This window comes from Bradyrhizobium cosmicum, assembly GCF_032290525.1.
Taxonomy (GTDB): domain Bacteria; phylum Pseudomonadota; class Alphaproteobacteria; order Rhizobiales; family Xanthobacteraceae; genus Bradyrhizobium; species Bradyrhizobium cosmicum_A.
In genome coordinates this window covers 67,010-78,998 of sequence record NZ_JASXTA010000012.1, presented here as the reverse complement: position 1 = coordinate 78,998, position 11,989 = coordinate 67,010, and the positions used below count along the sequence as shown (strand labels likewise).

The following is an 11,989-nucleotide window of genomic DNA, read 5'->3' as shown; positions in this document are numbered from 1 at the left end:
ACCGATTCAGGACCTGCGGAAAACGCGCGACCATGCTGCTGCGGCATTGAAAATGTCGAGGAGTGCCCGATGCGCGATTCCAGCCATTCGGTCGAGGCGGATGAACTGGTGGCCCGTCCCGGTCCGGACCCGATTGCCGGCGCCCCGGAACGGATTTGCGGCCTGCTCGGGGCGGTCCAGGCGCTTGCGCCGCTGGTCGCCGCGCAGCGCGACGAGTTCGACAGCGGACGGCGCTTGCCCGACGCGGTTTTCGCAGCGCTCGCCGACGCAGGCCTGTTTCGCCTGTGGCTGCCCCATGCGCTCGGCGGGCCGGAGCTGTCGCCCCTCGCGTTCATGCGCGTCGTCGAAGCCGCCTCGGCGCTCGACGGCTCCGTCGGCTGGCTGGTCGGCAACGGCGGCGGCATGAGCCGGATCGGCGGCTATCTCGATGAGGCCGCTGCAAGTGGGTGGTTCGCCGACCCCCGCGCCTTCGTCGTCAGCTCGACCGGTGCGGTCGGCACGGCGACCGCCGTCGCAGGCGGCTACTGCGTTTCCGGGCGCTGGCCGTTCGGCAGCGGCGCGCATCACGCCACGCGCTTCATGGTGCTGGCCAGCGTCAGGCCCGGGGATCCGGAGTCGCCCCTTCTGTGCTGCTATCTCGGCCGGGCAGACGTGACCATCCTCGACAATTGGCATGTGTCCGGACTGCGCGGCACCGGCAGTTGCGATTTCGAGGCACGCGATGTCTTCGTACCTGCCGCTCACATCCATCCGTTTCTCAAACTGCAACCGACCCAGCCCGGGCAGCTCTATCGCATGCCGCCGTTATCAGTGTTCGCGTGGAGCATCTGCGGGGTGCCGCTCGGTATCGCGGCCGGCGCCATCGACTCATTCGCGGACCTCGCCTGCCGGAAGCGCCGCCTCGGAACCGACGCCATGCTTCGCGATCGCGAGACCGTTCAGGCGACGGTCGGGCGGGCGAGAGCAACGCTTCGCGCCGCCCGCGCCTTGCTGATCCAAAGCATGACGGAATTGACGGCCGCGACCGACGCCGGCGGCCAGCGGCTGGTGGAGGCACGAGCGGACATTCGGCTCGCCAACGCACATGCGGCGGAGACCGCGATGTCCGTCACCGACATGCTGGCCGCCAGCGCGGGCGCCGCCGCCATCTTCGAAACCTGCGCGTTGGAGCGCGCAGCCCGCGATGTGCGTGCTGTGGCGAAGCACATCGCGATGAGCCCGGACAACTACATCCTCGCCGGCCGGCTGGCTCTCGGGCTCGATCCCGGAACGGCGAGGTTTTGAAGTCACGCAACGGCATCCAAAGGAGTTGCCCAATGTCTGTGGCCTGTCGACCGGCACGTGCGCGGGACCTGGAATTTGCCGACAGTCTTGTCGTCTCCAGCATCAACGATCTCACGGAGCGGCATGGCTTCGGGCCCATGGCCGCCCGCTCGCCTCCCGCTTTTCAGTTGTTTTCCTTGAAGGATGATGCCGACGGTCTTTGGGTGGCGGAGGAGGACGAGCGGATCCTCGGCTTCGCCTGGAGCTGGGTCTGCGGCGACATGTGGTTTCTGGCGCAGCTGTTCGTGTCGCCCGATCACCAGGGCCGGGGCATCGGCAACGAACTGATCACGCGGACGTTCGAGCACGCCGCGAAATCGGGTGCCTCCAACAGAGTACTCATCACCTTCAGCTTCAACACGGTCTCGCAAGGGCTCTACATCCGTCACGGACTGTTGCCGCGATGTCCGATCTACAGTGTCAGCGCATCGCGAGAGCAGTTGATCGGGAATTTGCAGGGCTCGCGATACGAGGTCACGCCGCTCAAGGCAGATGCTTTGACCCTGCGCCGCCTCGCGCAGGCGGACGAGCGGGTCCTTGGCGTGTCGCGCGAAAAACATCACCGCTATCTGATCAATGGTGGCGGAGCGAGAGGGTTCAATCTCTACGACGGAACCGATTGGGCCGGCTACGCCTACGTGGACGCCGGCGGGCATATAGGTCCGCTCGCGGTCATGGAGCCCGAAGCCGTTGCTCCCGCCCTGAGAACGGCGCTGCAACTGGCGGCGGAGAGCGGCTCGGCGCAGGTGTCCGCATTCCTGCCCGGCGCGGGCAAGACGGCTCTCGACATTGCGATGGAGCATGGAATGCGGATCAAGTTCCCCATGTTGCTGATGTCGTCGCGAGAATTCGGTAACTGGGCCCAGTATCTGCCGCGCAATCCTGGCTTCATGTGATCGAGAAAGAGAGGACGCGCGCAGGTGCTTCGAACCGTTCGCGATCGGATCCCGGTCAATCTGGCCGCACATCTCGGTGCCCAGCTCCGTTGCTGGTCTGGGGTGTCTACTACGATCAGTGGCGGCCAAGTGAAGTCCCCAAGGACTGGCGTTCTGCCGCCGCATTTCCGCAGAGCTGAGCTCGTTGCGGCCGATCGGCGCAGGCGATGCCGCGCAGGCCACGTTCCGGGTCTTGAACCATCACCTTGACCCAAATCAGGTCGAGAAGGTCCGCCATGCATTGCCTGAAGAGGTGCAGGCTCTCTGGACGGTCGCTCGTCAGCAAGGAGCTCTGCCGCCTGATCGGGACGGAAGCACTCGCTCGGGATTCCGTGGCAGGAAATCCAGCGAGGTCCGCTTCCCGCAAAGCCGAACGGCCCGCCGAGCTCTTCACTCGGCGGGCCGTCGGTCGAAAGGCCATATCGCTATCACCAGTCCGGGCCGATGCCAAAGCTGAAGCCCGGTCCATGAACGCCGATACCCGGCCGGTCATAGTAGCCGCGATCGTAGTAACCGTATCTCCGCGGACCGTAATAGTAGTCGTCTCCGATGATCACGCGGCGATCACCTCTGCTGTGCCAGCATCGGCCGGCGTCGTCACAAACGAGCCGCGCCTGATGGAGCAACGGCGAGGCGTCTCCGATCTGAAGTTCGTCGGCAGCATAAGCGCTCGACGCTGTGAGAGCACCAGCGCCGGCGAGCAACGTCAGGATCATTCGTCTCATGTCCGTCTCCTCTGACTGCACGCCCCGACCGACGAACGCCCGAGCCGGATGGCCGTTCCCAATGAACTGCCGGTTGTCGATTGGACAGAATCCCTTGAGCGACTGGGGCAGGAACAGCCCCTCGCAAAACGTCCCCTCGCAAAGAGCAGCGGATCCAGGGATCGGATCCTGTCATGGACGGTTATCCGTAGAGACGCGAAGGCGCAGGCCGCGTTCCAACATTGAAGATCCGTATCGGGACACTTTGCAACGGTTGGCACAGATGCCTGAAACGCAGAATACGACCCATACGCGCACAAATGCCCGCGGCTATCCCGCCGAGAAGGCCCGGCAGGGCGAGATCATCCTGCGCAAGCCGTGGATGCGTGTGGTGTTCATCGCCGGACTTGCAGGCTGCGTGCTTCTGGTGCTGGGCATCCGCATCGCAGCGGGGCTGTGATGGATATGCCGCTCATCTTCGCCTACGAGGCGAGCCGTCCTGAAGCGGCGGACATTGCCGAACGCCTGGGCACCGGCCTGGCGGAGCATGAAGAAAGCATATTCGAAGATGGCGAGCGCAAGGTGCGGCCACTGACGGACCCGCGCGGGCGGGATGTATTGGTTGTCCAGTCGCTGCATGACGGGCCGTCGCGCAGCGTGCATGACAAGCTCTGTGATGCCTTGCTGCTCGCGGGCACTCTGAAGGATTGCGGCGCGGCGCGCGTGATCCTGATCGCGCCCTATCTCTGCTATACGCGGCAGGACCGGCGCACGAAATCGCGGGAGTCGCTGTCTCTGCGGTATATTGCGCAGCTCATCGAAGCCGCCGGGGTGGATGCGATCGGGACGCTGGACGTGCACAATCCCGCCGCATTCGAGAATGCATTTCGGATACCGGCGGCGAACATCGAATGTGCCGATCTGTTCGCCGCGCATTTCGGCAAAATTCTCGCTGATCAGAATGTCGAAATCATTTCGCCCGATCTCGGTGGCGTGAAGCGCGCCGAGCGCTTCTGCGACGCTCTCAGCACGACCATGAATGAAGACGTCGAATTGGGCGCGCTGGGTAAGCGCCGACTGGATCACGTCGTCAGCGCCGAGGAGATTCCGGACGGCGTCCGCGAACGGACCGTGGTCATCTACGACGATATGATCGCCAGCGGCGCGACCATGCTGCGCGCCGTGAAGGCCTGCCGCCGCGGCGGCGCTGCTTATGTCGTCCTGGCGGCGACGCATGGCCTGTTTCTTCCCGGCGCGCAGAAGCTCGTTGCAAGCAGCCTGGTGGATCGGATTATTGTCTCGGATACGATACCGCCGTTCCGACTCGACGCCGGGCTGGTAGCGGAGAAGGTCACGATCCTGTCGGCCAGCCGATTGATCGCGGATGGAATTCGCAGCATGATCGCGGCATAAGCGTCTTGACCGATCTGATGTCAGCGGGCGTCTGTCGGCGTCAGGTTCGCGTCTTCCTGGGTTGCCGACGCGCCGCGCTATTGCGCGTCGCCGCTGCCGCCCGGCCGCGCTCGTTCAAACAAGTCCAACGCGGCGTCGACCTGCTCGAGAAGGCGCTGAATTTCGTCCCGCTCGTTCTGGCCGGGAGTTTCCCGGAGGCGTTCCAACAATTGTTGCCGTCGCGCAAGCAGGCTTACGACCGTCGGCGTCATCGGATAATCCTCCGCATTGTCTATCCTCGGCCCGAGGCGTCGAATCCGCGATGTCCCGGTCCTCAAAGCAATACTTGACGTCGGTGGTCATGACATCCCGGACCAGCGTATCCGGGCCTCGACCCGCGGCAACACAGCGCGTGGTGATGTCGCCGTCGGAGATCATTCCCACCAGTCGCTCGGCTGCCGGTGAGAGGGCCATGCCGAATTCCTTCCGTGATGGTGGTTCGGCGGCACGCCGGCATTGCCAGCGCGCAAGCACCCGCACCCGGGGCGCGTCGATCGGCGAGCCGACGACCGTTGTCCTTCGTGTGCGCAACTCATCCCGCTCTCGGACGTTCCTTTACATCGGCCGGCTGGCGATACGGCGCTGCCGCGCAGCACAAGCAAGCTGAGGTCCGGGTCCGTCGGACGAGTGAGAACGTTTCACAATTCGGCGTATCCGTCGGGAACCGAGACCCCGAGTTTCAGGGAGCGGATAACCGCCGGTTGTTTCACAATCGCCTTCGGGCGGCATGCAATCGAGGGAATCGGATGCTGACATCCATTCTTGTTCACATCGAGCCGGATCACATATCGCGCAACCGCCTTGAATGCGCCGCGCAAATTGCGCGTCGCTTTAACGCCCGGCTGATCGGTGTAGCCGCAGCTCAGCTGCGGGCACCGTTGGTCGATAATTACGGCGGGGTTGCCATCGAACTCGAGATGGAGGCAGAAGAGGAGCGCGTTCGAACCGGGCTCAAAAACGCGGAGGCCAGTTTCCGGAACTCTCCGGCGGTCGACGGGCTGCAGATCGAATGGCGCTCCGTGTTGGGAGGGCCTGAAGACGTGTTGGTCCGCGAAAGCCGTGCGGCCGATCTCATTGTTGTCGGCCGAGCCCCTGCCCAGCTTGGCATTTTCAGCTTGACGGATCCTGGCGACGTGCTGATGCGCGCGGGCCGACCGGTGCTGGTGGTCCCGGACGGAGCGCGGAGCCTGGATGGGAAGCGCATCGTCGTCGGCTGGAAGGATACACGAGAAGCACGCCGCGCGTGTCTCGATGCGCTGCCGTTGCTTCAGACGGCCGATCTCGTATCAGTGGTCGAAATCGTCGATGAATCCGAAATCGAGGCTGCCAAAGCAAGGGTTGCGGACGTTGCGACGTTTCTTGGCCGTCATGATGTCCGCGCAGACGCGGAGCCGCATGTGCGCGCGGAACGGTCGGTCGCGGACGCACTCATGCTGGCGGCCGAGCAACGCAATGCCGATATGATCGTCGCAGGCGCGTATGGACATAGCCGGCTGCGCGAATGGGTATTTGGCGGCGTCACGGCCAACTTGCTGACACGCAGTCCAAAATGTTCCTTGTTCGCGCACTGATGCGCGTTGATAAGGCCGGGCAGATCGAAGCCCGCAGCCGCCGAGGCGCGAAAACATCGCCCGATGCGTCCGATCCCGCATCGAGGCGGCCTCACTCGACCTTGGCTGAATAGAGATCGGCAAAGCGCTCGCGCAGCAGGTTCTTCTGGATCTTGCCCATGGCGTTCCGGGGTAGCGCGTCCACAAAGATGATGCGCTTTGGCTGCTTGAATTTCGCCAGCCGTCCGGAAAGCGCCGCCAGGATGGCGCGCTCGTCCACCGTCGAGCCGGCCCTTCGGACGACGGCAGCGGTGACGCCTTCGCCAAAGTCGGCGTGCGGCACGCCGACGACAGCGCTTTCAAACACGCCTGGGATGGCGTCGATTTCCGTCTCGATCTCCTTCGGGTAGACATTGAAGCCGCCGGTGATGATGAGATCCTTGCCCCGGCCGACGATGTACAGATAGCCGTTCGCGTCGAGCTTGCCGAGATCGCCGGTGATGAAGAAGCCGTCGGCGCGGAATTCAGCGGCGGTCTTGTCCGGCATCTTCCAGTAGCCTGCAAAGACGTTTGGTCCTTTAACCTCGATCATGCCGACCTCGTTCGTCGGCAGCACGGCGCCGCTCTCGCGATCCGTGATGCGGACCTCGATGGCGGGCAGGGGACGCCCCACCGCCCCCGGAATACGCGGGCCGTCATAGGGATTGGAGGCGATCATGCCCGTTTCAGTCATGCCGTAGCGTTCGAGGATCTCGTGACCAGTCCTGTCGTTCCAGGCGCGGTGGGTCTCGGCCAATAGCGGCGCGGACCCGGCGACGAACAACCTCATACGCACGGTCGTGTGCTCGCTCAAATTCTGGCTCTGCAGCAAGCGGACATAGAAAGTCGGCACGCCCATCAGAACGGTCGAGCGCGCCATCGCCGCGATAATCCGCTCTGCGTCGAACTTCTGCATGAAGATCATTCTCGCACGTGCTGCGAACGTCACGTTGCCGGCCACGAACAGCCCGTGAATGTGATAGATCGGCAGCGCGTGGATGAGCACGTCGCGTTGCGTGTAGCGCCATTGCTCGACCAGCGTCAGCGCGTTCGAGACCAGATTGCCATGCGTCAGCATCGCTCCCTTTGATCGGCCGGTCGTGCCCGATGTGTAGAGAATCGCCGCCAAATCCTCCTTCGCGCGCGGCACCGTGTCGAAATTCGCCGGAAGGCCGGCTGCGGCATCGACCAGGGATCCGTGCCCGTCCTGATCGAGCGTCTCGACACGTCCGCCTGCTTTCGCGGCAATGGCGCGCAGGTCGGATGCTTCCCTGGGGTCGCATACGATCAGGCTCGGCTGCGCGTCGCGGATGAAGTATTCGGTTTCGGCCGCGGTGTAGGCGGTATTGAGCGGGAGATAGACGGCACCGGAGCGGAGCGTCGCGAGATAGAGAGCGACAGCCTCGACGGATTTCTCTACCTTTGCCGCGACACGGTGGTTCGGGCCGACGCCGTGGCTGGCGAGCAAATTCGCGAACCTGCCGCTCAGCGCGGCGAGCTCGGCGTAGGTCAAGGTGACGCCGTCGTCCTTCTCGATGCAGATGGACTGATCTGCGTGCGCCGAACCAAGCAGGCGGTCGTACAAATTCCAGGTCATGACGAGATCTTCCGCTGAGAGTTGCTCTGTGAGCTCGGTACAAGGTCGCGGGACGACAGCTTGGCGCGAAGCGCCTTCTTCACCTTGTCGGAGGCGACGACGGTGCCGTGCTCCGCCAACGCTTCATGGTTCGCCTCGATATGGTCGAGGGCGTAGAGATAATTGACCATCAGGCCGTAGGATTGCTTGATGCCCTTGGACGAAGCATCGCCGAGGAAATTCAGCCGCTCCAGGCGCGCGCCGTTGCCGAGATGGAAGCGGGCGACCGGATCGACCGGTTTGCCTGACGGCAGCTTCGCCTTGAGGAAGTAATAGGCGGCAAGGGCGGTGATGGCCTCTTTTGCCTGCGCGATGTCGCCGCCGTCATCGAGCGTGGTCAGTGCACGCCTGGTGTCCTCGTCGATGGTGCTGGAGGCCTCGGTCTTGAGCTCGCGCCGGACCCAGCCGGCAAAGCCGGGAACGGGCGACAGGGTGACGAAGGTCTTCAGGTTCGGAAGCTCGCGGGCGAGGTCCTGGACCACTTGCTTGATCAGGAAGTTGCCGAAGGAGACGCCGGCGAGGCCCTTTTGCGTATTCGAGATCGAGTAGAATACGGCGGTCGTGGCCTCATGTGCCGCGATCGCCTGGCGCGATTTGTCGAGCAGTGGATTGATCGCGCCGGGAATCTCCTTCGTAAGCGCGACCTCCACGAAGATCAGCGGCTCGTCGACCAGCTGGGGATGAAAGAATGCGTAGCAGCGGCGGTCGGGCGGCTCGAGCCGGCTGCGCAGATCGTCCCAGTCCTGGATGGCATGGACGGCTTCATACCTGATGATCTTTTCGAGGATGTTGGCCGACGTCGTCCAGTCGATCGGCCGCAGCACGAGGAAACCCCTGTTGAACCAGGACGAAAACAGATGCACGAAATCGTCGTCGACCGGCTGGAGTTCGGGATGCTCGCGCAGGAGAGCAAGCAGGACCTGTCGCATGCGCACGAGCGAGGCCGTCCCGCCGGGCGCCAGATTAAGGCGGCGGATGAGCTCCTGCCGGCGCGGCTCCGCCGCGGTGTGAAGCGCCTCGAGCTTGCCGCCGTCGCCGTCCTCCTTGCGCTGATAGGCGGCGATCGCGAGCTCGATCGCGCGGCGGTCCGGGCCGAACCGGTCGGCGAGCGAGGAGAGAAACTTCAGCCGCTGCGGCTCGCCCGCCTGCTCGAACGCCGCAAGCAGCGATTGCGCGATCGCGACGCCGGAGGCTTCGCCGCGTCGAGACAGCAGAGCTTCGCCCAGAAGCTCGAGATCACGATCCTCGCCGACATTGCGTTCGGGCTTGATACCCAGGACCGCGCGGCCACGTTGCGTCAAGGTGTCGATCAGCCCCTGCAGGAATTCGGGCGCCGTAATGCGTCCGGACCTTGTCTCGTTCAGCATGGTTCATGCCTCCTCGGTTAACGCGTTGGTGCGCCCATCACCAGGTTGGGCAACGAGGTTGAGATCGAGGGCACCAGGCAAAGCAGCACCACGGCTACCGCCATCAGGAGCACGAACGGCAGCGTTCCCCAGATCACGTCCCGCAAGGGGATGTCCGGCGCGATGTTCCTGATGACGAAGATGTTGAGGCCGACGGGCGGATGGATCAGACCCATCTCCATCACGATCGTCATCACCACCCCGAACCAGATCAGGTCGAAGCCTGCGTCCTTGAGCGGGGGAAGGATGATCGGCGCGGTCATCAGGATGATCGAAACCGGCGGCAGGAAGAAGCCGAGCACGACCACCAGCACCAGGATCGCGGCCAGTAGCACCCATCGCGAGAGCTGCATGGCGACGATGGCTTGAGCCGCTCCCTGGCTGATATGGAGATAGCTCATCACGTAGGAGTAGAGCAGCGACATGCCGATGATCAGCATCAGCATGGTCGATTCCTTCAGTGTCGATTCCAGGATCGGGCCGAGATCCCGCGGGCGCCACACGCCGTAGATGGAGGCGATCAATACCAGCGCCAAGATGCCGCCGAGGCCTGCTGTCTCCGAGGGCGTGGCATAGCCGCCATAAAGGGCAACCATCACGCCGCTCAGCAGCACGACGAAGGGCAGGACCCGCGGCAGCGCGCCGAACCGCATCGCCATGGTGAAGCGCTCGTTCGAAAGGATCGGATGCTGCGCGGGGTCTGCCGCATAGGCCCGCTGCGCCGCCTTGTATTCGGCTTTGAACCTCAGCACAGCGTAGGTTGCAAACAGCACCACCAGGAGAAGGCCGGGACCGATACCCGCGAGGAACAGGCGTCCCAGCGACTGCTCCGCCGCGACCGCATACAGGATCATCGTGATCGAGGGCGGTAGCAGGATCCCGAGCGTGCCGCCGGCTGCGATCACGCCTGCTGCAAAGCCGCCGGAATATCCCCGCTTGCGCATCTCGGGAATCCCTGCCGAGCCGATCGCCGAGCAGGTTGCCGGAGACGACCCGGCCATCGCCGCGAACAGCGCGCAGGCAAAGACATTGGCAATGCCGAGCCCGCCCGGGATGCGGCCCATCCAGACATGCAGTGCGCTGTAGAGATCCTGTCCCGCCTTCGACTTGCCGATCGCAGCGCCCTTGAGAATGAAGAGCGGGATGGCCAGCAGCGTGATCGAAGCCATCTCCTCGTAGACGTTCTGCGTCACCGTATCGAGCGATGCGGAGGGCATGAAGAAGTACATGAAGATGACGGCTACGGCACCGAGCGCCAGCGCGATCGGCATGCCCGACGCCATGACGGCAAGCGTGGCGCCGCCATACATCAGTCCAACGGCAAGCGTGCTCATTTGCTCCTCCATCCATCGATCGCCGCAGCGAGCTGAAGCGCGATCTGCAGCGTCAGCAGCGTCATGCCGAGCGCCATCATGCTGTAGGGGATCCACAGAGGCGGGGCCCAGGTCGATCCGGATACCTGGCCGTCGACCCACGCCTCGTGGAACAGCGTCCAGGATTTCCAGGAGAAGAAGCAGCAGAACAGCAAGCTTGTCGTGTCGACCACGACGACGCGGATCGCGTTGCCGCGCTTGGACAGGTAGCCGGTGAGGGCTTCGATGCCGATATGTCCGCGGCCGGCCTGCACGAAGGCGGTGGACAGGAACGTTGCGGCGACCAGCAGGAAGACGGCGGCTTCGTCCTGCCAATAGGTTGCGGCGTTGAAGAAGTAGCGCGCGGCCACGCTGTAGCTCAGAATCACGCTCGCGACGATGAGGGCAATCGAGCAGACGACGACGATGGTCTTGTTGAGCAGGGCCATGGCGCGGTTGATCCGGGCCATGGCGGAACCCGGGCGCGCTGCCGTCACGACGACAGGATGGCCGAGATCGACGCCGTGCGCGCTCATGAGCCGGCCTCCATGGCAAGCTTGATCAGGCGGGCGCAGTTCTCGTTCTTGTTGGCATAATCCTTCCAGGCGGTCTCGCGCGCGAGGTCCCGCCACGCCGTGACGAGCTTGGCGTCGAGATCGTGAACGGTCGCGCCGGCGGCCTGGTAGACCTTCGCCACGTGGACATCGTCCTCCACCGCCGCAGCGCGGCCGAACTGTTCGAGCTCGGCGCCGACCGACACGATGATCTCGCGCTCCTCGTTCGAAAGCCGGTCGAACACCGCCTTCGACATGACCAGGGGCTCGAGCATGAACCAGTAGCTCTTTTCCCGTCCGGTCGTGAGATGCTTGGCGAGCTCTTCCAGCCGGAACGAGGTCAGACTGGTGGACGAGGTGAGGGCGGCATCGCAGGCGCCGGTCTGCATGGCCGCGTAAAGTTCGTTGGATGGCAGCGAGAGCACCGAGGCGCCGGCAGCCTGAAGCACGAGATCCATCTCGCGCGAGCCGCCGCGGATCTTCATGCCCTTGGCATCGGCGACCTCGACCAACGGACGCGAGCGGCTGGCGGCACCACCAGCCTGCCAGATCCAGGTGATGATGACGACGCCTTTGGCCGCAAGGAATTTGCTGAATTCCTGGCCGATCGGCTTGTTCTTCCAGCCAAGTCCCTCGTCGTAGCCGGTGACGAGGCCTGGCATCAGGCCGATGTTGAGTTCGGGAAGATCACCGCCGGCGTAGGAGATCGGGATGAGGCTCATATCGAGCGCGCCTTTGCGCATCGCCGAGAACTGCGCGTTGGTCTTCATGAGCGAGGAGCCCGGATAGGTCTCGGCGCTCATCGCTCCCTTGCTGCGTTCCTGGATCAGGGCCGCAAAGCGCCGGCAGAGCCGGTCGCGGAAATCGCCTTCGGTTGGCGTGCCGCCTGGAAACTGGTGCGAGATCTTCAGCGCTGTGGCCGCGCGCGCTGGTCCGAGCCGGAATAGCGCCGGTGCGGCGATCCCGAGAGCGAGGGCTTGGCGTCTCGAAACCTTCATTCCATACCTCCCGTGTTGTATTGCATTTTTTAATCTTGAT

General features: G+C 64.0%; 13 protein-coding genes. 5 read left to right on the top strand and 8 right to left on the bottom strand.

What is annotated here, in order from left to right; genetic code table 11:
- Positions 1 to 69: 69 nt before the first annotated feature.
- Both QSV46_RS21785 and QSV46_RS21780 read left to right on the top strand, forming a co-directional pair.
- On the top strand, positions 70 to 1,284 hold the full coding sequence (locus QSV46_RS21785) for an acyl-CoA dehydrogenase family protein (protein WP_314956321.1): 1,215 nt from the start codon (positions 70 to 72) through the stop codon (positions 1,282 to 1,284).
- Between the two features lie 32 nt (positions 1,285 to 1,316).
- On the top strand, positions 1,317 to 2,219 hold the full coding sequence (locus QSV46_RS21780; RefSeq protein WP_314956318.1) for a GNAT family N-acetyltransferase: 903 nt from the start codon (positions 1,317 to 1,319) through the stop codon (positions 2,217 to 2,219).
- 115 nt (positions 2,220 to 2,334) lie between these two features.
- On the opposite strand, the gene QSV46_RS21775 is transcribed toward QSV46_RS21780, so the two are convergent.
- Together QSV46_RS21775 and QSV46_RS21770 are read right to left on the bottom strand one after the other, a co-directional pair.
- Positions 2,335 to 2,544, bottom strand: a complete 210-nt coding sequence (locus QSV46_RS21775; RefSeq protein ID WP_314956316.1) for a hypothetical protein — start codon at positions 2,542 to 2,544, stop codon at positions 2,335 to 2,337.
- Between the two features lie 142 nt (positions 2,545 to 2,686).
- Positions 2,687 to 2,983, bottom strand: a complete 297-nt coding sequence (locus tag QSV46_RS21770) for a hypothetical protein (RefSeq protein WP_314956313.1) — start codon at positions 2,981 to 2,983, stop codon at positions 2,687 to 2,689.
- A gap of 262 nt (positions 2,984 to 3,245) precedes the next feature.
- Here QSV46_RS21770 and QSV46_RS21765 point away from each other — a divergent pair, with 262 nt between their 5' ends.
- Together QSV46_RS21765 and QSV46_RS21760 are read left to right on the top strand one after the other, a co-directional pair.
- Positions 3,246 to 3,422: a hypothetical protein gene (locus tag QSV46_RS21765; RefSeq protein WP_314956310.1), complete on the top strand. Its 177-nt coding sequence runs from the start codon at positions 3,246 to 3,248 to the stop codon at positions 3,420 to 3,422.
- Positions 3,422 to 4,375: a ribose-phosphate diphosphokinase gene (locus tag QSV46_RS21760; RefSeq protein ID WP_314956307.1), complete on the top strand. Its 954-nt coding sequence runs from the start codon at positions 3,422 to 3,424 to the stop codon at positions 4,373 to 4,375. Before QSV46_RS21765 ends, QSV46_RS21760 begins: the two co-directional genes overlap by 1 nt.
- A gap of 77 nt (positions 4,376 to 4,452) precedes the next feature.
- Here the strand turns inward: QSV46_RS21760 and QSV46_RS21755 are convergent, their stop codons facing one another.
- Positions 4,453 to 4,626 carry a hypothetical protein gene (locus tag QSV46_RS21755; RefSeq protein WP_314956305.1) on the bottom strand — a complete coding sequence of 58 codons (174 nt, stop codon included), beginning with the start codon at positions 4,624 to 4,626 and terminating at the stop codon, positions 4,453 to 4,455.
- A 534-nt stretch (positions 4,627 to 5,160) separates the two neighbouring features.
- On the opposite strand from QSV46_RS21755, the gene QSV46_RS21745 reads away from it, so the two are divergent.
- Complete coding sequence (locus tag QSV46_RS21745) at positions 5,161 to 5,985, top strand: universal stress protein (protein ID WP_314956302.1); 825 nt, start codon at positions 5,161 to 5,163, stop codon at positions 5,983 to 5,985.
- 91 nt (positions 5,986 to 6,076) lie between these two features.
- On the opposite strand, the gene QSV46_RS21740 is transcribed toward QSV46_RS21745, so the two are convergent.
- Genes QSV46_RS21740 through dctP form a run of 5 tightly spaced genes read right to left on the bottom strand, consistent with a single transcriptional unit; the run spans position 6,077 to position 11,949 of the window.
- Positions 6,077 to 7,600, bottom strand: coding sequence for a malonyl-CoA synthase (locus QSV46_RS21740; RefSeq protein WP_314956299.1), 1,524 nt, complete (start codon positions 7,598 to 7,600; stop codon positions 6,077 to 6,079).
- Positions 7,597 to 9,006 carry a malonyl-CoA decarboxylase gene (locus QSV46_RS21735; protein WP_314956296.1) on the bottom strand — a complete coding sequence of 470 codons (1,410 nt, stop codon included), beginning with the start codon at positions 9,004 to 9,006 and terminating at the stop codon, positions 7,597 to 7,599. The genes QSV46_RS21740 and QSV46_RS21735 overlap by 4 nt, the downstream gene beginning before the upstream one ends.
- A 17-nt stretch (positions 9,007 to 9,023) precedes the next feature.
- Positions 9,024 to 10,379 (bottom strand): TRAP transporter large permease, encoded by a 1,356-nt coding sequence (locus QSV46_RS21730; protein WP_314956293.1) that lies wholly within the window; start codon positions 10,377 to 10,379, stop codon positions 9,024 to 9,026.
- On the bottom strand, positions 10,376 to 10,933 hold the full coding sequence (locus QSV46_RS21725) for a TRAP transporter small permease (protein WP_314956290.1): 558 nt from the start codon (positions 10,931 to 10,933) through the stop codon (positions 10,376 to 10,378). The genes QSV46_RS21730 and QSV46_RS21725 overlap by 4 nt, the downstream gene beginning before the upstream one ends.
- Positions 10,930 to 11,949, bottom strand: coding sequence for a TRAP transporter substrate-binding protein DctP (dctP, locus tag QSV46_RS21720; RefSeq protein ID WP_314956287.1), 1,020 nt, complete (start codon positions 11,947 to 11,949; stop codon positions 10,930 to 10,932). Before dctP ends, QSV46_RS21725 begins: the two co-directional genes overlap by 4 nt.
- Positions 11,950 to 11,989: the final 40 nt, after the last annotated feature.

Excerpts from the sequence above, each read along its gene's own strand:
- QSV46_RS21785 (WP_314956321.1), top strand. The coding sequence starts at position 70 with ATGCGCGATTCCAGCCATTCGGTCGAGGCGGATGAACTGGTGGCCCGT.
- QSV46_RS21780 (WP_314956318.1), top strand. The coding sequence starts at position 1,317 with ATGTCTGTGGCCTGTCGACCGGCACGTGCGCGGGACCTGGAATTTGCC.
- QSV46_RS21770 (WP_314956313.1), bottom strand. The coding sequence starts at position 2,983 with ATGAGACGAATGATCCTGACGTTGCTCGCCGGCGCTGGTGCTCTCACA.
- QSV46_RS21765 (WP_314956310.1), top strand. The coding sequence starts at position 3,246 with ATGCCTGAAACGCAGAATACGACCCATACGCGCACAAATGCCCGCGGC.
- QSV46_RS21760 (WP_314956307.1), top strand. The coding sequence starts at position 3,422 with ATGGATATGCCGCTCATCTTCGCCTACGAGGCGAGCCGTCCTGAAGCG.
- QSV46_RS21755 (WP_314956305.1), bottom strand. The coding sequence starts at position 4,626 with ATGACGCCGACGGTCGTAAGCCTGCTTGCGCGACGGCAACAATTGTTG.
- QSV46_RS21745 (WP_314956302.1), top strand. The coding sequence starts at position 5,161 with ATGCTGACATCCATTCTTGTTCACATCGAGCCGGATCACATATCGCGC.
- QSV46_RS21740 (WP_314956299.1), bottom strand. The coding sequence starts at position 7,600 with ATGACCTGGAATTTGTACGACCGCCTGCTTGGTTCGGCGCACGCAGAT.
- QSV46_RS21735 (WP_314956296.1), bottom strand. The coding sequence starts at position 9,006 with ATGCTGAACGAGACAAGGTCCGGACGCATTACGGCGCCCGAATTCCTG.
- QSV46_RS21730 (WP_314956293.1), bottom strand. The coding sequence starts at position 10,379 with ATGAGCACGCTTGCCGTTGGACTGATGTATGGCGGCGCCACGCTTGCC.
- QSV46_RS21725 (WP_314956290.1), bottom strand. The coding sequence starts at position 10,933 with ATGAGCGCGCACGGCGTCGATCTCGGCCATCCTGTCGTCGTGACGGCA.
- dctP (WP_314956287.1), bottom strand. The coding sequence starts at position 11,949 with ATGAAGGTTTCGAGACGCCAAGCCCTCGCTCTCGGGATCGCCGCACCG.